The organism is Micromonospora sp. NPDC049359 (assembly GCF_044466585.1).
GTDB lineage: Bacteria > Actinomycetota > Actinomycetes > Mycobacteriales > Micromonosporaceae > Micromonospora.
On record NZ_JBITMW010000007.1, the window covers coordinates 69,757 to 86,634 of the forward strand.

Here is a 16,878-nt window from a genome sequence, read left to right on the forward strand (position 1 = left end):
CGCCGCCGGCAACGGTCCGGCCGGTCAGGATCGCGTGACGGTTCGATCAATCGAGGAGACGCGACGTGGCAAAGCCAACCGCCCGCCAGATCGCCTACGACATGCTCACGGTCGCCGACTCCGACGACGCGACACCCGACGACAAAGTGGCCCACCGCCATGCGGCGCTGGTCTACGCGCTTCTCGCCCTGGGTGACGAGATCCGGGACTTGCGCGAGGCGGTCAATGGTGTCGGCGGAGCCTTAACGGATCAGGACCACATCGGGATCGGCGCGCACGCGCGGTACATTTCGGATGCCTTGGAGAAGATCGCCAAGCGCTGAGCGGGCACCAACAGAACGGCCCGAACCTGCCAGGTCCGGGCCGTTTCAGCGTGCGTCCGGGTCCGCGTCTCGCGCTTGGTGGGGCCGGTGCTCGGTGATCCACGCTTCCACGTCTTCCACCAACCACACCGCTCCCCCGGCCAGGCGGTCGAACGGCTCCGGGAAGTCTGGCCGGCCGGTGATCTGCACGACGCGAGCGCGGGACACCTGGAGGCGTTCCTGTAGTTCGGAACTGCCGTACAGCCTGCGGACCATGGACCGGACGCTATGCGGACCCGTCAGTGTCATATATGACAGCTGTCAGACTTGACACTGTCGTGTATGACAGGGCACGGTCACTATAGGGATCGTGCGGACAGCAACCGGTTGGTCCCTTTCGGTGAGCGGTCGGGGTGCCTGATCGGAGATCGGTGCCCGGACCTGCCCATTTCTCGGAGGTGGAGCCGTGCCGATGGACGACGGACCCGTAACGCCCGCGCTGCTGCTGTGGACAGCCATGCGCGTGATCAACCAACACGCGGAACCGGCCAGCCCGCACCGGGAGACCGGGCGGTGTGCGCAGTGCGGTGACGGCGGGTGCGGAATGCTCGCGTGGGCCATCGGGGAGGTCAAGCGCCAGCGGATGGCCGGGCAATCGCGATGCCCGGTACGGCATGACCGGTACGCCTCGATGATCGAGCGAGAGCTACCCCGGTCGGTGTGGGTGCTGCTGGCGGCCCGGCAGGTCATCAGACAGCACGGGTTGCACGGATCGTGCGGGCGCTGCCGGCCGGACGGGTGCCCGGCGCTGCGGTGGGCGCGCGACCGGATCGAGGCGTACCGAGTGGCCGGGAACCGGTCGCAGCGGTACTGAGCGGTTTCCCGTCGCGCAATGGCACGTGTCACCGCTGTCCCGGGGATCAGAGCCGTCGACCGGCACCGTCGTGGGCGACGATGCCGTCCAGCCGCCTGCCGGGGGTGAGCGTGCTCGGATCGAACCAGAAGATCACGACCTGCTTGTCGAGACTCCAGCGCGCCAGCGTGGCGTCGACCTGCCGACCGTCGACGGTGCCGGTGATCCGGGCCGCCGGACCGACGAAGTAGCCGAAGGTGGGCACCGCCGGGGTCGACGCGCTCTCGTCGTACCCGATCTGGTGGAACCCCAGGCTGCGGTCGGCGCCCTCGACGTCGTTGACCAGGATGTCCGTGCGCACCGTGCCGTCCGGCGCGCGGCGACCGGCGGCCAGGCCGATGGTCACCTTGGGCACCCCGGGGATCGTCACCCCGACGATGTAGTACACCCGGAGATCGACGCCGTGCCGTATACCGGTGTCGATCACCTGACCCAAGGGCTTGGGATTCGGCACGCCACGAGCCTGCGTGGGCGGTGGCGTCGGCCCGTCCGACGTCGGCGCGACACCGACCGAGGGCGAGGCGACGGCGGCCGGAGACGCGGGCCCGGCCGGCGCGGGATCGCGCGAACCGCTCGGGTCGACCGTCACCGCGGTCACGGCGACCAGCCCGGCCGCGAGCGTCGCCGCAGCCGCCCCGGTGACCCGCCGACGGGTCCGCAACCGTCGCCCGTCACGCATCACCCGGGCCAGGTCGATCACGGCGTCGGGGCGTTCGGTCGCCCGCATGGCGTCCCGGAGCCGATCCAGCTCGCTCATCGGCGCGCCCCCTCGTCGGTGGTGCGCGGTGCGGCGGTGCGCAACTTCTCCAGGGCCCGTGAGCTGGTGCTCTTGACGGTGCCCACGGACACGGCGAGTTCTCGGGCCACCTGCGCCTCCGGCAGGTCGAAGTAGTACCGCAGCACGACGATGGCCCGTTCCCGAGGGCTCAGCACGCCGAGGATGGCGACCAACCAGCGCCGGGTCGCCACGTCGTCGGCCACGTCACCGCGTCGCTGCTCCGGCACCTCGTCGGTCGGGTACTCCCGCATCGGCCGTCGCCACCGGTCCACCAGGTGATTGACCAACGTGCGACGCGCGTACCCGTAGGCGTCGTCGTCGTGGATCCGCGACCACGACGCGTACGTGCGGACCAGCGCGGTCTGTGCGGCGTCCTCGGCCTGGTGGTGATCGCCGGTCATCAGGAACGCGGCGTGCACCAGCCGCGCGGACGCCGCCCGCGCGAACTCGACGAACTCCGCGTCACCCCGCGCCACCGCGAACCCTCCCCCGTGCCACATCACCTCAGACGGGTGCGGCCGCCGGAAGGTTGAGATCCGGATCACTTCAACTTTTTGTCGCCATGACCCGTCTTCTCCTGTGTGCGCGCCTTCAGGCGACGCGCGAGGGGAGAGACATGTCGACGAAGGGTACCCGCCGGTGGCATCTGGCCTCGGCGGCGTCACTGCTGGCGGTGGCGCTGCTCACCGGATGCACAGGGCCAGCGGCCGGGCAGCCCGCCGGAGACCCCGGTACCGGACCGCGACCCGATGACCACGCGGCGGCGTCGCACCGGCCAACCGGCGTCGGCATCCTCGGCACCCGTAGCACGCCCAACCACCCGGTCAGCTATCCCGCCACCGGCGGGAACCGCTGGACGATGGCCGCGGCCGAGACGACGCGTGGCGGCGCGGAGAGCGGCACTCTGCTGCGCTACCGGGTCGCCGTGGAACGCGACATCCATGGTCTCGCGGCGGGTGACATCGCCACCGCGATCACCGCGACGTTGAACGACCCGCGCGGATGGACGGCGGGCGGGGACTGGCGGCTGCGGCGGGTGGGTGCCGGCGATCCGGCGGACTTCACCATCTACCTGGCGACCCCCGGCACCCGCGACACTCTCTGCCAGGACGTGCCGGACGGCTACACGTCCTGCCGCAGCGGCGACAAGGTGGTGCTGAACGTGGCGCGCTGGGTGTCGAGCGTGCCGGACTACGGCGCGAGCCTGACCACCTACCGGCAGTACATGGTCAACCACGAGGTGGGGCACCGGCTCGGGTTCGGCCACGAACGCTGCCCGGGATCGGGCCGGCCGGCGCCGGTGATGCAGCAGCAGACGTTGGGCCTGCACGGTTGCCGTGCCAACGCGTGGCCGTACCCGAACGGCACGACCCGCTACCACGGCCCGTCCGGGGCGTACGACGACGCGATCCCCCGGCGCGAGGGCGCGTACCCGAAGCACTGAGACCGCCGCTCAGGGTCGGCGGCGGCGCTCCTGCTCAAGTCGCTCGTCCAGCCGACCCAGCTCATAGATGGCGTTGAGGCTGGTCGGCAGGCGGCGGACGTTGTCCGGCCCGGGGTCGGGATCGGGAGGTGACGTCGGGTCGGAAGTCGGTGCCGGAACGGCCGAGGGACCGGCACTGCCACGGCGGCGCAGCAGCAGCACCGCCAGCCCGACCAGGACCGCCGCCACCAGCAGATAGGACACGGGCGGCCAGCCATCGCGGACGGGGTCGGCGATGGCCGGCGCGACGATCGGCGCCGGGGTGTCGCCGCCCCGCACGGGCACGACCGGGTCGCGTCCGTCGGCGCCCGCCCGCTTGTCGGGGCGATCGGGCGGGACCGTCGCCCGCGCACCGGCCGACGACTCGGCGGGCCCGGGGGTCGCGCCGGGCTTCGACGGGCCGGACGGCGCGGTCGCCGGTGGTCGGCTCGGCCCGGAGGTCGGGCCGCGGGTGGCGCTCGGCGTCGGGATCGGTGTGGGCGTACCGCCGCGGCCCAGCAGGTCGCCGACGATCCGGCCGACACCGCCGACCAGTTCGCCGAGCGGACCGGGTGTGGCGGAGACCGACGGCGTGGGCGCGGGCGCGAGGGCGAGGGTCAACGCGAGGACGACGACGGCAGGCATCCATCCACCTCCGATGTGCCGATGCGAGGCACCGTATCGCAAGGTGGGATGCCGTGGGGTGCCACGCCACGCCACGCCGAGCCACGTCAGGACGCAACGCGACGCGGCTGACGTCGATCGCGGTCGGGGCGTCGGCTGTTACGCGGCGGTTACCCGACGGCGAGGTGCCCGTGTCGGGGCGGGACGACGGTGACGACTGAGGGTCACCGGCAGAGCCGCCGCGACGTGACCCCGGGACACCGAATGGAGAACCACGATGAGGATCAGGAGCGCGTTGACCGCGACAGCGGTCGTCCTCGCCGGAGTGCTCGCCACGGCGGGCAGCAGCGCGGCCGGCACCAGCAGCGCGACGGGCACCGGCTCGGCGCGCGCCGCCACCGAGGCGGCGTACTGCGGGATCACCTGGGGCAGCGGGGAGAAGTCGGCCGGCGCGCTGAGCGACGCTCCCCTGGTCGACGTCCGGACGGGCCGGCACGACTGCTACGACCGGGTGGTGTTCGAGTTCGCCGGCCCGGTCGACGGGTACACGATCGGCTACGGCGAGACCTGGACCGAGGGCGAGGGGCTCGCGCTGTCGCCGTACACCGCCGGAGGCGCGCTGCTGCGGGTTTCGCTGCGGGCCCCGGCGTACGACGCCGACCACCTAGGCACGGTGCCGTACCCGGTCGGCACGCACGTCACGAACCTGCTGCGCTACCCGACGCTGCGCGACGTGGTGTTCGGCGGCAGCTTCGAGGGCTACACCACCTTCGCCGTCGGCGTACGGGCCCGGCTGCCGTTCCGCGCCGTCGTGCTGGCCGGTCCGGGCGCCCACAGCCGGATCGTGCTCGACGTCGCCCACCAGTGGTGACCGCCGCCGTACACCGGCCCGGCACGGTCGGACCCGGGCGGCCGTGCCTCAGGGCGGTGGCGGAACTTCGTCCGGCTCGACGCGGCGGGTCGTACGGAACCGCCGTTGGTACGCGGCGGGGCTGATCGACAGCTTCCGGGCGAAGACCCGCCGCATGCTCTCGTAGCTGGGGAACCCGGCGAGCGTCGCGGCCTGCGTCGCGGTGTGGTTCTGGTCCAGCAGCGCCCGCGCCAGGTCGAATCGAATGTTCTCGACGTAGCGGGCCGGTGTCGTGGACAACTCGTCATGGAACAGCCGGGTGAGCTGCCGAGTGCTCACGTTGAGGTGTTTCGCGAGTTCGGTGAGCGAATGGTCGGCGCGGGGGTTCGCCGTCACCACGTCGGCGATCCTGCGCAGGGCCGGCGACCGGGGCGCGGGCCCCTGCAACGGCGCGGAGAACTGGGACTGACCGCCGGCACGCTGCATGTACACCACCAGAGCGCGGGCCACGTCGCGCGCCAGGTCGGGCCCGTGGTCCTCCTCGACGAGAGCGAGCGCCAGGTCGATGCCGGCGGTCACGCCCGCCGAGGTGTAGGTCGCGCCGTCGCGCACGTAGATCGCGTCGGGTTCGACGCGGCAGGTGGGACACCAGGCGGCCAGCTCGTGCGCGACCTGCCAGTGCGTGGTGGCGCGCTTACCGTCGAGGAGGCCGGCGGCGGCGAGGACGAACGCTCCGGTGCAGATCGACGCGACCCGTCCGGCCGCGACGGCCGGCCGGCGGGCCGCGTCCGCCAGGTCGACGGGGACGCGGGCGCGGGGATACCGGTCGGAGCCGGCCACCAGCAGCGTGTCGATGCCCGGCGTCGCGGCGGAGACCGCGCCGTCGACCGCCATCCGAACGCCGAGGCTCGACGTGACGTCCGCACCGGTCGGCGAGAGCAGAACGATCCGGTAGGCGGCGCCGAACCGGTTCGCCTCCTTGAACACCTCGGCCGGACCCGCGACGTCCAGCAGCGTCACCCCGTCGTACACGAAGATCGCGACGCGATGCGGGCCGCCGTTCACGGTCTCCGGCCCTGCGCCGTCGCGCCTTGCCGCACCCGGCGCGGTGGGTGTCGACGGTTACCGGGGTGGCGGACGGGCGGCGTGGACACGATGCATTGGTAGCACGCCGCCAGCGGAAACGAACGAGGTCTCGGCGACCAGCCGCTGTCCAGATATGAGGGGTTCCTGGCTCGACGAGGGCGGCGGGCCACGACGACCGGTGGGCACCATGGGGTCATCAGCACTCGGCTCACCTCGTCGGGAAGGTGAAAGGTAAATGGCAGAGGTCATCGCGGGATTCGAGATTCCGCGGTCAACGGCGGTCGCCGAGGCGACCCGGCACATTCAGGAGACGACCGGGCCGCTCATCTACCACCATTCACGTCGGGTCTTCCTCTTCGGCCTGATCCACGCCCGACGGCTGGGCGTCGAACCGGACCCGGAACTGCTCTACCTGGCGGCCATGTTCCACGACGCCGGGCTCGGGACGCCGTTCTCGGACCTCCAGCAGCGCTTCGAGGTCGACGGCGCCGACCATGCGCGCCGGTTCCTGTTGGACCGGGGGTTCCCCACGACCGCCGCCGAGACCGTCTGGACGGCGATCGCCCTGCACACCACGCCGGGTATTCCCGACCGGTTGGGTCCCGAGATCGCGACCACCTACCTCGGTGTGCTGACCGACGTTCTCGGCCTCGGCCTGGACGGGCTGGACACCGACCAGTTGGCGGAAATCCTCGCCGTCCATCCGCGCGGGGATTTCAAGAACGAATTCCTGCGCACCACGGTCGACGGGCTGAAGAATCGACCCGAAACCACGATCGGCACCGTCAACTCCGATTATCTCGAACACTTCGTTCCCGGCTTCCGGCGCGTGACGACGGTCGAGCGCATCGTCGGCGCACCCTGGCCGAGCTGAAAGGCAACGAGCATGAAAGCCATCACCGTACGCGACCGTGACGCCGGGGTGCAGGGACTCACCCTGACCGACATGCCGTACCCCCACGCCGCGGAGAACGACGTCATCGTGCGCGTCCACGCCGCCGGCTTCACACCCGGCGAGCTCGACTGGCCGACGACGTGGACCGACCGCGCGGGCCGTGACCGGACGCCCACCATCCCCGGGCACGAGCTCTCGGGTGTCGTGGCCGACCTCGGCTACGGCACCACCGGCCTCACCGTGGGTCAGCGGGTGTTCGGCCTGACCGACTGGGCCCGCGACGGATCCCTCGCCGAGTACACGGCGGTGGAGGCGCGGAACCTCGCCCCGCTGGCGGCCGACGTCGACCACCCGGTGGCTGCGACGCTACCGATCTCCGGACTGACCGCCTGGCAGGGGCTGTTCGACCACGCCCACCTCACGGCCGGCCAGACCGTCCTCGTGCACGGCGCCGCCGGAGGTGTCGGCTCGATCGCCGTCCAACTCGGGCGGGAGGTGGGCGCCCGCGTGATCGGCACCGGTCGCGCCGCCGACCGGACCGTCGTGCTCTCTCTCGGCGCGCAGGCGTTCGTCGACCTGGACGCCGACGACCTGCGACAGGTCGGCGAGGTGGACGTGGTGCTCGACGTCATCGGTGGCGACATCCTGCGACGGTCGACCGAGCTGGTCCGCCCCGGCGGCACCGTCGTGACCATCGCCGCGCCGCCCGAGGTCCAGCCCAGGGACGGGCGAGCCGTCTTCTTCGTCGTCGAACCGGACCGTGCCCGGCTGGTCGACCTCGCCGAACGCGTCCGCACCGGACGGCTCAGGCCCATCGTGGGCGCGGTACGGCCGCTCGACGAGACGGCCTCGGCGTTCGCCCGACGCCAGCGCACAGCGGGGAAGACAATCATCAAGATCGCGGACTGACCGGGATCCGGGCCGGCGCCCGCCGAGGTCGAGGCGGGAGCCGGCCGGCGCCGACCGTGAGACGGCTAGCCTGCGGAGCCCTGCGGGGCCTCGTCGGCCAGGTGCCAGACCTCGCGCATCGGGGCCCACCAGTCCCCCGAGCCGGGCTCGGCCAGCGACTCCTGGCACGGGTCGGTCAGCTTCCACCACTCCTGCGTCTGCGGGTCCGCGGCGATCAGCCGCAGGTCGGCCTCGTAGTCGTCGCCGACGTACTCGTAGTAACCGAAGAGCAGGTCGTCGTGGAGGAAGATCGTGTAGTTGCGGAAGTTCGCCGCGCGCAGCGTCTGCTCGACGCTCGGCCAGACGGCGGCGTGTAACCGCAGGTAGGTCTCCCGCTGCTCGGGGCGGAGTCGGATCACGCAGCCATGACGTTGCACGTCGTGCCCTTTCGTGTGAGGGGGATGCCCGGAGGCACCTGACCGTAGCGGTGACGACGCCGGGATGAGGACCCGACCGGCCGCCGATGACGACCGTTCCGCCAGGGTTACGCACAGTGGTCACGGGTCTACCCTCGACTGATGGAGGGCCGCGTACTGGTGGTCGAGGACGACGTCTCCATTCGGGAGGTCACCGCCCTCGGTCTGCGCCGCGCCGGCTTCCGGGTCGACACCGCCACCGACGGACGACAGGCGCTCGTGACCTGGCGAGCGCACCCGGTCGACCTGATCGTGCTCGACGTCATGCTGCCCGAACTGGACGGTCTGGAGGTGTGCCGGGAGATCCGGCGGACGAGCCAGGTGCCGATCCTCATGCTGACCGCGCGCACCGACACGCTCGACGTGGTGGTCGGTCTGGAGTGCGGCGCGGACGACTACCTGCGCAAGCCCTTCGACCTGCCGGAGCTGGTGGCCCGGGTCCGCTCGGTGCTGCGGCGGGTGAGCGCGCCGACGCCGTCGCGCACCATCGCCGTGGGCGACCTGGAGATCGACCCGGGCGCATTCGTGGTACGCCGCGACGGCCGGGAGGTGGAGCTGACCGCGACCGAGTTCCGGCTCCTGCTGGAGCTGGCCCGACGTCCCGGCCAGGTCTTCACCCGGGAACTGTTGCTGGACCTGGTCTGGAACCACCGCTTCCTGGGCGACTCACGGCTCGTCGACGTGGCGGTGCAGAGGCTGCGCGCGAAGGTCGAGGACGATCCGGCGCACCCGCGGCGCATCCGCACGGTACGCGGCGCGGGCTACAAACTGTCCGCCGGTTGACGGGAGGTCGGCGATGGCCGTACGCCCGGTGCCGCCCGGCCGGCTGCGGCGCCGACTGACGATCGCGTTCGTGCTGGTCGCCGGAGTGTCCGCCGGACTGCTCGCCGGCGGGACCGGGCTGCTGCTGCGGCAGTCCTGGTGGGACGCGTCGCTGCGTCAGGCCGCCGCCGACGCCCGTTACCAGCTCGTGCTCGCCGGACAGTTCCCGCCGTTGACCGAACAGCGCGACGCCGAGCTGCTCACCAGCTTCGAGGGCAGCGGTCGGCATGTGGTCCTCGTCGACGGCGTCATTCGTCCCTCCCATCCCGGGTACGCCCCCGCCCTGGGCACGCGCTTGCGGGCGTCGGTCGCGGACGGGCAGCTCGCGTACCAGCGGTCGACGTCGGCGCAGCGCCCCCGCCTGCTGGTGGTGGGCGGGCGTGTCCCCGGTTCGACCGCTGAGCTGTACGTGATCACCGTGGAGGACGACGTCGCGGCCGACCTGAACCAGGTGTACGCCGCGCTGCTGGCCGGCTGGATGGTCGTCGTCCTGGTCGCCGCCGCGGTGGGCAACCTCCTGGCCCGCCGCACCCTGGAGCCGGTGGGCCGGGCCAGCCGCGCCGCCCGGGCGCTCACCGAGGGGCTGCTCGCCACCCGTCTGCCGGTACGCGGTCGGGACGAGTTCAGCGCGTGGGCGGCGTCGTTCAACGAGATGGCCGAGGCGCTGGAGGCGAAGATCGCCGCCCTGTCCGCCGCGCAGGCCCGGGAGCGGCGGTTCACCGCCGACGTCGCGCACGAGCTGCGTACCCCGGTGACCGCCCTGGTGGCGGCGGCCTCGCTGCTGCGCGAGCAGCTGGACCGGCTGCCGGACGACGCCCGGCCGGCCGCGCGGCTGCTGGTCGGGGACGTGGTCCGGCTGCGCCGCCTGATCGAGGACCTGATGGAGATCTCGCGGCTGGACGCCGGGCGGGACCGCCCGAGCGTCGAGCCGGTGGACGCGCTGGCGCTGTTTCGCGCGATCGTCGCGGCGCGCGGCTGGTCGGACCGGGTGCTGGTCACCGGCGATCCCGTGGCGCTGCGCACCGACCCTCGCCACCTGGAGCGGGTCCTGGCCAACCTGGTCGCCAACGCGGTCGAGCATGGCGGCGGTGAGATCTCCGCGAGCGTGCGCGCGGCGGGCCGAGGCGTCGTGTTCGAGGTGGCCGACCAGGGGCCCGGCATCCCGGTCGCGCACCTGCCGTTGGTGTTCGACCGGTTCCACAAGGTCGACGCCGCGCGCTCGGCCCCGGGCAGCGGCCTCGGTCTGGCGATCGCCCGGGAACACGCGGCGGTGCTGGGCGGGGTGCTGAGTGTGCGCAGCGCGCCGGGCGTCGGCACGCGGTTCCGCCTGGAACTGCCCGCGCGGGATCCCGACGGTGCCGCGCGGGAGGGGGTGCGGGATGAGCGGCCGTGACGGGTCCCGTGCGGCAGGATTGGCGCTGGTCGCCGCGCTCGTCCTGAGCGGGTGCGGCACCCCCCGCTCCGGCGTCCTGGGCACGGCGCCGCCGGGGCCGCCGCCCACCACCTTCCCACCGACCGTCGCGCCCGCCACGACCGCGCCGGCCGCTTCGGCGCCGCCGACCACCGGCACCCCGCCGCGTCCGTCGACGCCGGCGGTCACCGGGACCCGCCGGCCGGACCCGGTGACGATCGAGCTGTGGTACGTCCGCTCCGGGCGGCTCGTGCCCACCCGGCGCACCCGACCGGCCACCGTCGCGACGTCCCGGCTCGCCCTGAGTGAGCTGTCCGCCGGGCCGACTCCGGCCGAGGCCGCCACGGGGATGGTGACCCTGCTGCCGGCCGGCGTCGAGGTCACCCGGATCGTCGACGGGGTGGCGACACTCGGCCCCGTCCCGTCCGCCGACGACCCGGCGGACCGTCGGCGGCTGCGCGAGGCGCAGGTGGTGTGGACGCTCACCCAGTTCCCCACCGTCCGGCGGGTCCGCTTTCCCGGGGGCGCACCGGTCGGTCGGGCCGACTATCCGGGCCTGCTCGCGCCGATCGTGGTCGCCGGGCCGAGCGTCGGCGAGCGGGTCACCGCCCCGCTCACCGTCAGCGGCACGGCGGACGTGTTCGAGGCCACGGTGAGCGTCCGAGTGCTGGACGACGCCGGCCGCCAGGTGGCCGCCGCCTTCGGCACGGCGAGCTGCGGCAGTGGCTGCCGGGGCGACTACCGGGTGGTGGTGAACTGGCGTACGAACAGGGAGCAGCACGGCACGATCGAGGTGTACGAGGTGTCGGCCCGGGACGGCACCCGGATCAACACCGTGGCCGTGCCGGTGCTCCTCGCGCCGCCCGACAGCTGAGCGCGAAACGTGACCGTTTCGCTCGCCCGATGCGACGCACCTCATAAAAGCCTGCAGGAAGGGCTCCGAGCGAACTAGGGTCAGTACGACATCGTTTCACGGGGGGTGCCAGTGCTGGAGGGTCAGCAGGTGAGCGCGGGCGTCGGCGTGCCGGCCGCCCGGTCCGCCCGGTGCACGAGCACCGACCTGTTCAGCGTGGTGATCGACCTGCTGCGCGAGGTCGGCTACGACCGGATGACCATCGACGCCGTGGCCGCCCGCGCCCACGTGAGCAAGGCCACCATCTACCGACGGTGGGACGGCAAGGCCGAGCTGGTCGTCGCCGCCCTGAGCGACCGCCAGGTCGGCGTGCTCAACCCACCCGACACCGGCTCACTGCGGGGTGACCTGCTCGAGCTGCTCCGCGCCACCGCCGCCATCTGTGTCGCCGACTGCGACCTGATGCAGGCGCTGACCTTCGCCATGCGGACGAGTCCGGAGCTGGAGCGTCTGGTACGCCACCAGGTGCTGCCCGCCGGTCGGGTGGCCAGCACCGCCGTCCTCGTCCGCGCCGCCGCCCGTGGGGAGATCCCCCCGGAGGCCGGCGAACGGGACCTGTTCCACGATCTTGCGCCCGCGCTCCTCATGTCCCGACTGGTCGCGCACGGTCTGCCCGCCGACGACGCGTTCCTCACCCAGGTCGTCGACCAGGTGCTGATCCCGGTCCTGACCTACCGGCACGACCGCCCGTCCCAGGCCTGATCCATCAACATCCGCACCACGGAAGGCTTCACCATGCCCGGAACCACCTCGACCGCCCCCGGCGCCCCCGGCGCCGGGACGTCGACAGGCGCCCCGCACCCGCGGCGCTGGATCGCCCTGGGGGTCATCGCGGTCTCGCAGCTGATGGTCGTCCTCGACGCCACCATCGTGAACATCGCGCTCCCCCAGGCCCAGGCCGACCTGGGCATCACCGACGCGAACCGGCAGTGGGTGATCACCGCCTACACGCTGGCCTTCGGCGGTCTGCTCCTGCTCGGTGGCCGGATCGCCGACTACTGGGGGCGTAAGCGCACCTTCCTGGTCGGCATGACCGGCTTCGCGCTGGCCTCCGCGCTGGGCGGCCTCGCCACCACCGGTGGGATGCTCTTCGCCGCCCGCGCGTTGCAGGGCGCGTTCGGCGCGCTGCTCGCGCCGGCCGCCCTGGCGCTGCTCACAGTGCTGTTCACCGAGGCCACCGAGCGCGCCAAGGCGTTCGCCGTGTACGGCGCGATCGCCGGTGGCGGCTCCGCGGTCGGGCTGCTGCTCGGCGGGGTGCTGACCGAGTACGCCGACTGGCGCTGGTGCCTGCTGGTCAACATCCCGGTCGCCGCCATCGCGATCGCCTTCGCCCTCCCGCTCGTGCCGGAGAGCCGGGCGCACGGCAACACCCGCTACGACGTGCCCGGCGCGGTCGTCGTCACCGCCGGTCTGGTCTCCCTCGTCTACGGCTTCACCAAGGCGGCCGAGGACGGTTGGGACGCGACCGCCACGCTCGGCTTCATCGCCGCCGGTGTGGTGCTGCTGGCCGCCTTCGTGGTGATCGAGCTGCGCACCAACCACCCGCTGCTGCCGCTGCGGATCATCCTGGACCGCAACCGGGGCGGGGCGTACCTCACCTCGACGCTGATCGGCGCGGGCCTGTTCGGGGCGTTCCTCTTCCTGACCTTCTACTTCCAGGTGGTCCTGCAGTACAAGCCCCTGGAGGCCGGCCTCGCGTCGCTGCCGGTCACCGCCGGTGTGCTGATCGCCGCGGGCGGCGCCAGCCAGCTCATGCCGCGACTGGGCGCCAAGCCGCTGATGGTCGCCGGTGCGGTGCTCGCCGCCGCGGGCATGCTGGTGCTGACCCAGATCGACGTCGACACGTCGTTCCTCACCCACCTGCTGCCCGCCCAGGTCGTCCTGGGTCTGGGACTCGGCTTCACCTTCGTCCCGCTGTCCAGCCTCGCGCTGGTCGGGGTGCCGGAGCACGACGCCGGCGCGGCCAGCGCGACGCTCAACGCCACCCAGCAGGTCGGTGGCTCACTCGGCACCGCGCTGCTGAACACCTTCTACACCAGCGCGGTCACCGCGTACCTGGTCGGCCGGGCGCCGAACCCGGCGACGCAGGTGGAGGCGCTGGTGCACGGGTACCGCGTCGCGTTCGCCTGGGGCGCGGTCCTGATCGTGCTCGCCGGGCTGGTCACGCTGGTCCTGGTGAAGGTGCGCAAGGAGGACATCCCGGCCGGCAACGCCGTGCACATGGGCTGAGCCCGAACGACGCCGCCCGGCCCGCGCCCGATGGGGTACGGGCCGGGCGGCGCACACCGGGTGCGTCCGACCGGGGCGAATCGTCCGGTAGCGTCCCGACCATCGTCGAAGATCCGTTGAGGAGACACATGTCCACGGCTGCCGACCAGATCATCCACGCGCTACGGGCGGGCCACGAGGAGCTTGCCGCGCTCGTGCGCGACCTGAAGGACGACGACCTGCGCCAGCCCTCCGGGGCCAGCGAATGGCAGGTCTCCCAGGTGCTCAGCCACCTGGGCAGCGGCGCCGAGATCGGCCTCGCGGGGCTGAACGCCTCCATCGAGGGCACGCCCGCCCCGGACGGCGACTTCAACCGCGGCGTGTGGCAGCGCTGGGACGCCATGTCCCCCGAGGAGCACGCCGCCGGTTTCCTGGCGTCCAACGAGCGTCTGGTCGAGGCGTACGAGGCGCTGGACGCCGAGACCCGCGAGACGCTGAGGATCAACCTCGGCTTCCTGCCCGACCCGGTCGACGTCGCCACCGCCGCCCGGTTCCGGCTCAGCGAGTTCGCCCTGCACCAGTGGGACGCCGAGGTGGCGTTCAATTCGTTCGCGGCGGTGACGCCGGAGGCGGTGCCGCTGCTCCTCGATCAGATCGGCGGCATGCTGAGCTGGACCAGCCGGCCCAAGGAGCTGGCCGGCCGGGAGGCGACCCTGCTGGTACGGCTGCGGGACCCGGAACGGACGTTCGGGCTGCGGCTGGGCGAGCAGATCACGCTCACCGACGCGCCGGAGCAGCCCGACGGTGAGCTGTCCCTGCCGGCCGAGGCGTGGCTGCGGCTGGTGGTCGGCCGGCTCGGGCAGCGTTACACCCCGGATGGCGTGCGGGTGAGCGGGCCGGTGACCCTGGACGACCTGCGCCGGGTCTTCGTCGGCTTCTGAGGAGGTCCGCGCGGGCCGGTGCTCCCGGCCCGCGCGTACCCCTCAGCCCTTCACGCAGACGACCTGCTTGAGGTGCGCGACCACCTCCACCAGGTCGTGCTGCTGGGCCATCACCTCGGTGATGTCCTTGTACGCGCCGGGGATCTCGTCGACCACCCCGGCATCCTTGCGGCACTCCACGCCCGCGGTCTGCGCGGCCAGGTCGGCGGTGCTGAACGTCCGCTTCGCCTGCGCCCGCGACATCCGCCGCCCGGCACCGTGCGACGCGGAGCAGTACGCGTCCGGGTTACCCCGGCCCCGCACGATGTACGACCCGGTCCCCATCGACCCGGGAATGATGCCCAGGTCACCCCGGCCGGCCCGGATCGCGCCCTTGCGGGTGACCAGCACGTCGACGCCGTCGTAGCTCTCCTCGGAGACGTAGTTGTGGTGGCACGAGATGGGCTCGTCGTAGCCGACCTGCGGGAACTGCTCGCGCACCACATTGCAGAGCAGCGCCAGCATGACGGCCCGGTTGCGCCGGGCGTACTCCTGCGCCCACCACAGGTCCCGCCGGTACGCCTCCATCTCCGGCGTGCCGGCAAGGAACACGGCGAGGTCCCGGTCGGGCAGGTCGGCGTTGTGCGGCAGCCGCCGGGCCACCCCGATGTGCCGCTCGGCCAGTTCCTTGCCGATGTTGCGCGACCCGGAGTGCAGCATCAGCCAGACCCGGCCCTCGTCGTCGCCGCCCTGCTCCAGGCAGACCTCGATGAAGTGGTTACCGCCGCCGAGCGTCCCGATCTGCCGCTGCGCCCGCGTCTCGAGCTGCGCCACCCGAGGGTCCAGACCGGCGAAGCGACCCCAGAAGTCGTCCCAGCCGGCCTGCTCCAGCCCGCGGACCCGACGCGGGTTGACCGCCTCGGGCCGCTGCGCGAAGCCGACCGGGATGGTGGCCTCGATCGCGGACCGCAGGCCGCCCAGGTCGTCCGGCAGGTCGGCGGCGGTCAGCGAGGTGCGCACCGCCGACATGCCGCAGCCGATGTCGACGCCGACCGCAGCCGGCGAGACGGCCTGTCGCATGGCGATCACCGAACCGACCGTCGCGCCCTTACCGAAGTGCACGTCCGGCATCACGGCGACACCCTGCACCCAGGGCAGCGCGCCGATGTTGCGCAGCTGCTTCGCGGCCTGCGGCTCGATGGCGTACGGGTCGGTCCAGACCCGGACCGGCGCCCGGGTCCCGGCGAGCGGGGTGAATCCCATGATGGTCTCCTTCTGTCGTGCGGGTGACCGATATCGATCATGCGCCGGGCGGCTGTGGTCCGGCGGCGGTACGGGGATACGAGAAGGCCGCCCGATCCCGGTGGGGATGGGCGGCCGGCGGACGCGCTACGCGTCGGCGTCAGTCGCGCCACCCCGGCCCGGTGCCCCGCAAGGGGTTGCAGGCAGTGGTCGTGGCTGTGGTGAGGAGATAACCGCCGGCAGGAAGCAGACGCCGGGCGGCGTCGGTGCGGACGCGTCGCGACACGGCGTACTCCCCTCGTGGTTGCTCTCGTGGTTGCTCTCGACCTTGCACCGGTGACAGTAGGAGGATGGCGGCACGTCCGCAATGGATATCTCCGTGGGCGCGGCACCGGCGGGCCTGGCGGGCCTGGCGGGCCTGTCACCCGCAGGTCCTGTCGAGCTGCCCCAGATGTGGGGCGGCACCGAGCGACCGGCCCCGCCACCCAAACCACCGTCTGCCAAGCGGACCACCGTCTGCCAAGCGGACCGGTGCCCGCCACCCGGACCGGCGACCGGCGGCCGGCGGCCGGCGGCCGGCGGCCGGCGGCCGGCGAGCAGATGGGCGCCCGCCACGGCGACGCCGCGCCCGGCTGCGCGGAGCGCGCCCGGCTGCGCGGAGCGCGCCCGGCTGCGCGGAGCGCGCCCCATTTATGGGGCAGCTCGACAGGGGCACGACACAGCGAGCGGCCCACCGGGCCGGCCCTCGTCGCTAGGCCCGTTCAGGTGTCGTAGCAGCCGTCCCACGGCGGGTCGAACCCCAGCTCGTCGGGGAGGAACTCGGCGTGGTCGTCGCCGTCGTACTCCTCGGACCAGTCGACCAGCCCGAACGCGTGCCCGTCGACCTCGACCCGGAACAGGCGGATGGCGAAGACCCGACCGGGCAACGCGTCCAGGCACCCGGTGAGGCGGGCCTCCGCCCGGTCGATGGAGGCGTCCTCGTGCTCGCTCGCGCCCCTGCGGCGGTACCAGTCGTCTTCGGCTCCGGCACCGCCGGTGAGGGTGGCGGTGACGGAGCCGAAGAACTGTCGGGAATCGCCATGGCCGCG

General features: G+C 72.7%; 20 protein-coding genes. 12 read left to right on the plus strand and 8 right to left on the minus strand.

Translation table 11 applies throughout. From position 1 onward, the window contains the following. The first annotated feature begins 65 nt into the window (after positions 1–65). Positions 66–323, plus strand: coding sequence for a hypothetical protein (locus tag ACIBTX_RS17580; protein ID WP_396832732.1), 258 nt, complete (start codon positions 66–68; stop codon positions 321–323). A gap of 45 nt (positions 324–368) precedes the next feature. Here ACIBTX_RS17580 and ACIBTX_RS17585 read toward each other — a convergent pair whose 3' ends face one another. After that, positions 369–578 (minus strand): helix-turn-helix transcriptional regulator, encoded by a 210-nt coding sequence (locus ACIBTX_RS17585; protein WP_396832733.1) that lies wholly within the window; start codon positions 576–578, stop codon positions 369–371. Between the two features lie 196 nt (positions 579–774). Between ACIBTX_RS17585 and ACIBTX_RS17590 the strand changes: the two genes are divergently transcribed. Continuing rightward, the gene (locus tag ACIBTX_RS17590; protein ID WP_396832734.1) at positions 775–1,176 is read left to right on the plus strand and encodes a hypothetical protein; all 402 of its coding nucleotides are present in this window, start codon (positions 775–777) and stop codon (positions 1,174–1,176) included. A gap of 46 nt (positions 1,177–1,222) precedes the next feature. Here the strand turns inward: ACIBTX_RS17590 and ACIBTX_RS17595 are convergent, their stop codons facing one another. Then, complete coding sequence (locus ACIBTX_RS17595) at positions 1,223–1,972, minus strand: hypothetical protein (RefSeq protein ID WP_396832735.1); 750 nt, start codon at positions 1,970–1,972, stop codon at positions 1,223–1,225. Further along, positions 1,969–2,469: a SigE family RNA polymerase sigma factor gene (locus ACIBTX_RS17600; protein WP_357121554.1), complete on the minus strand. Its 501-nt coding sequence runs from the start codon at positions 2,467–2,469 to the stop codon at positions 1,969–1,971. The genes ACIBTX_RS17595 and ACIBTX_RS17600 overlap by 4 nt, the downstream gene beginning before the upstream one ends. Before the next feature lie 140 nt (positions 2,470–2,609). On the opposite strand from ACIBTX_RS17600, the gene ACIBTX_RS17605 reads away from it, so the two are divergent. Further along, complete coding sequence (locus ACIBTX_RS17605) at positions 2,610–3,437, plus strand: DUF3152 domain-containing protein (protein WP_363661284.1); 828 nt, start codon at positions 2,610–2,612, stop codon at positions 3,435–3,437. Between the two features lie 9 nt (positions 3,438–3,446). Here ACIBTX_RS17605 and ACIBTX_RS17610 read toward each other — a convergent pair whose 3' ends face one another. Beyond that, the gene (locus ACIBTX_RS17610) at positions 3,447–4,100 is read right to left on the minus strand and encodes a hypothetical protein (RefSeq protein WP_363661285.1); all 654 of its coding nucleotides are present in this window, start codon (positions 4,098–4,100) and stop codon (positions 3,447–3,449) included. A 256-nt stretch (positions 4,101–4,356) separates the two neighbouring features. Between ACIBTX_RS17610 and ACIBTX_RS17615 the strand changes: the two genes are divergently transcribed. After that, positions 4,357–4,950, plus strand: coding sequence for a hypothetical protein (locus tag ACIBTX_RS17615; protein ID WP_363661286.1), 594 nt, complete (start codon positions 4,357–4,359; stop codon positions 4,948–4,950). Between the two features lie 48 nt (positions 4,951–4,998). Here ACIBTX_RS17615 and ACIBTX_RS17620 read toward each other — a convergent pair whose 3' ends face one another. Beyond that, complete coding sequence (locus ACIBTX_RS17620) at positions 4,999–5,994, minus strand: GlxA family transcriptional regulator (protein ID WP_363661287.1); 996 nt, start codon at positions 5,992–5,994, stop codon at positions 4,999–5,001. A 256-nt stretch (positions 5,995–6,250) separates the two neighbouring features. Between ACIBTX_RS17620 and ACIBTX_RS17625 the strand changes: the two genes are divergently transcribed. Beyond that, the gene (locus ACIBTX_RS17625; protein WP_357121539.1) at positions 6,251–6,889 is read left to right on the plus strand and encodes an HD domain-containing protein; all 639 of its coding nucleotides are present in this window, start codon (positions 6,251–6,253) and stop codon (positions 6,887–6,889) included. 12 nt (positions 6,890–6,901) lie between these two features. Next, positions 6,902–7,819, plus strand: coding sequence for an NADP-dependent oxidoreductase (locus tag ACIBTX_RS17630; RefSeq protein WP_357121535.1), 918 nt, complete (start codon positions 6,902–6,904; stop codon positions 7,817–7,819). 65 nt (positions 7,820–7,884) lie between these two features. Here the strand turns inward: ACIBTX_RS17630 and ACIBTX_RS17635 are convergent, their stop codons facing one another. After that, the gene (locus ACIBTX_RS17635) at positions 7,885–8,217 is read right to left on the minus strand and encodes an L-rhamnose mutarotase (protein WP_357121533.1); all 333 of its coding nucleotides are present in this window, start codon (positions 8,215–8,217) and stop codon (positions 7,885–7,887) included. A 159-nt stretch (positions 8,218–8,376) separates the two neighbouring features. On the opposite strand from ACIBTX_RS17635, the gene ACIBTX_RS17640 reads away from it, so the two are divergent. The 6 genes from ACIBTX_RS17640 (at position 8,377) to ACIBTX_RS17665 (ending at position 14,569) form a co-directional block, all read left to right on the plus strand. Next, the gene (locus tag ACIBTX_RS17640) at positions 8,377–9,057 is read left to right on the plus strand and encodes a response regulator transcription factor (protein WP_357121530.1); all 681 of its coding nucleotides are present in this window, start codon (positions 8,377–8,379) and stop codon (positions 9,055–9,057) included. 13 nt (positions 9,058–9,070) lie between these two features. Then, complete coding sequence (locus tag ACIBTX_RS17645) at positions 9,071–10,489, plus strand: sensor histidine kinase (protein WP_396832736.1); 1,419 nt, start codon at positions 9,071–9,073, stop codon at positions 10,487–10,489. Continuing rightward, positions 10,476–11,381 (plus strand): Gmad2 immunoglobulin-like domain-containing protein, encoded by a 906-nt coding sequence (locus ACIBTX_RS17650; protein ID WP_396832737.1) that lies wholly within the window; start codon positions 10,476–10,478, stop codon positions 11,379–11,381. The genes ACIBTX_RS17645 and ACIBTX_RS17650 overlap by 14 nt, the downstream gene beginning before the upstream one ends. Before the next feature lie 105 nt (positions 11,382–11,486). Further along, on the plus strand, positions 11,487–12,122 hold the full coding sequence (locus ACIBTX_RS17655; RefSeq protein ID WP_357392779.1) for a TetR/AcrR family transcriptional regulator: 636 nt from the start codon (positions 11,487–11,489) through the stop codon (positions 12,120–12,122). 33 nt (positions 12,123–12,155) lie between these two features. Continuing rightward, a complete protein-coding gene (locus tag ACIBTX_RS17660; RefSeq protein WP_357121518.1) occupies positions 12,156–13,649 on the plus strand; it encodes a DHA2 family efflux MFS transporter permease subunit in 1,494 nt (497 codons plus the stop codon). A gap of 128 nt (positions 13,650–13,777) precedes the next feature. Then, positions 13,778–14,569 carry a maleylpyruvate isomerase family mycothiol-dependent enzyme gene (locus ACIBTX_RS17665; RefSeq protein WP_357392778.1) on the plus strand — a complete coding sequence of 264 codons (792 nt, stop codon included), beginning with the start codon at positions 13,778–13,780 and terminating at the stop codon, positions 14,567–14,569. Between the two features lie 42 nt (positions 14,570–14,611). On the opposite strand, the gene ACIBTX_RS17670 is transcribed toward ACIBTX_RS17665, so the two are convergent. Both ACIBTX_RS17670 and ACIBTX_RS17675 read right to left on the minus strand, forming a co-directional pair. Continuing rightward, complete coding sequence (locus ACIBTX_RS17670) at positions 14,612–15,811, minus strand: RtcB family protein (protein WP_357392777.1); 1,200 nt, start codon at positions 15,809–15,811, stop codon at positions 14,612–14,614. 740 nt (positions 15,812–16,551) lie between these two features. Further along, positions 16,552–16,716: a hypothetical protein gene (locus tag ACIBTX_RS17675; protein ID WP_396832738.1), complete on the minus strand. Its 165-nt coding sequence runs from the start codon at positions 16,714–16,716 to the stop codon at positions 16,552–16,554. Positions 16,717–16,878 lie beyond the last annotated feature (162 nt).

Bases quoted from the DNA above. Each gene is read 5' to 3' on its own strand.
- ACIBTX_RS17585 (WP_396832733.1), bottom strand. From the start codon at position 578: ATGGTCCGCAGGCTGTACGGCAGTTCCGAACTACAGGAACGCCTCCAG.
- ACIBTX_RS17590 (WP_396832734.1), top strand. From the start codon at position 775: ATGGACGACGGACCCGTAACGCCCGCGCTGCTGCTGTGGACAGCCATG.
- ACIBTX_RS17595 (WP_396832735.1), bottom strand. From the start codon at position 1,972: ATGAGCGAGCTGGATCGGCTCCGGGACGCCATGCGGGCGACCGAACGC.
- ACIBTX_RS17605 (WP_363661284.1), top strand. From the start codon at position 2,610: ATGTCGACGAAGGGTACCCGCCGGTGGCATCTGGCCTCGGCGGCGTCA.
- ACIBTX_RS17610 (WP_363661285.1), bottom strand. From the start codon at position 4,100: ATGCCTGCCGTCGTCGTCCTCGCGTTGACCCTCGCCCTCGCGCCCGCG.
- ACIBTX_RS17615 (WP_363661286.1), top strand. From the start codon at position 4,357: ATGAGGATCAGGAGCGCGTTGACCGCGACAGCGGTCGTCCTCGCCGGA.
- ACIBTX_RS17625 (WP_357121539.1), top strand. From the start codon at position 6,251: ATGGCAGAGGTCATCGCGGGATTCGAGATTCCGCGGTCAACGGCGGTC.
- ACIBTX_RS17630 (WP_357121535.1), top strand. From the start codon at position 6,902: ATGAAAGCCATCACCGTACGCGACCGTGACGCCGGGGTGCAGGGACTC.
- ACIBTX_RS17640 (WP_357121530.1), top strand. From the start codon at position 8,377: ATGGAGGGCCGCGTACTGGTGGTCGAGGACGACGTCTCCATTCGGGAG.
- ACIBTX_RS17645 (WP_396832736.1), top strand. From the start codon at position 9,071: ATGGCCGTACGCCCGGTGCCGCCCGGCCGGCTGCGGCGCCGACTGACG.
- ACIBTX_RS17650 (WP_396832737.1), top strand. From the start codon at position 10,476: ATGAGCGGCCGTGACGGGTCCCGTGCGGCAGGATTGGCGCTGGTCGCC.
- ACIBTX_RS17660 (WP_357121518.1), top strand. From the start codon at position 12,156: ATGCCCGGAACCACCTCGACCGCCCCCGGCGCCCCCGGCGCCGGGACG.
- ACIBTX_RS17665 (WP_357392778.1), top strand. From the start codon at position 13,778: ATGTCCACGGCTGCCGACCAGATCATCCACGCGCTACGGGCGGGCCAC.
- ACIBTX_RS17670 (WP_357392777.1), bottom strand. From the start codon at position 15,811: ATGGGATTCACCCCGCTCGCCGGGACCCGGGCGCCGGTCCGGGTCTGG.